The 389-nt window shown below is 47.6% G+C and carries 1 protein-coding gene; it reads left to right on the top strand.

The window, feature by feature from the left end; genetic code table 11:
• A partial coding sequence (locus tag EII14_RS09115) for an HU family DNA-binding protein (RefSeq protein WP_124932194.1) occupies window positions 1–354 on the top strand: 354 nt, incomplete at its 5' end.
• Window positions 355–389 lie beyond the last annotated feature (35 nt).

Raw genomic sequence — 389 nt, 5'->3', positions numbered from 1 at the left:
CGCAATTTTTGTGAGCGTGTGGCGAAATCGACCACATTCAACCGTCAGGAAGTGGAAGCCGTATTGAACTACGCCACCGAGATTGCCAGAGACATCGTAGCAAATGGCGACATTGTAGAGTTTGGAGATTTGGGTACGCTCAAACCTTCATTCAAGAGTAAATCCGTCCCTAAAGGCGAGGTTTTTAATGTGCAGAAGCATATCGAAAAACCAGTTGTACGTCTCAGCCCATCGAAGAAATACTTTACACTTACCGATGTGAGCTACGAACAAACGACGGCCAAACCCAAGAAAGGCACGAAGCCCTCTGTACCAAAACCTAATGAGGACGAGGACTCAGGTCTGGGAATTTAATCAATCCTGCGGAGCGATTGCCTCTATCGGCAGTC

The organism is Alloprevotella sp. OH1205_COT-284, assembly GCF_003859795.1.
Classification (GTDB): domain Bacteria; phylum Bacteroidota; class Bacteroidia; order Bacteroidales; family Bacteroidaceae; genus Alloprevotella.
The sequence above is the reverse complement of the archived record's forward strand: the minus strand, read 5'-3'. Positions and strand labels throughout refer to the sequence as shown.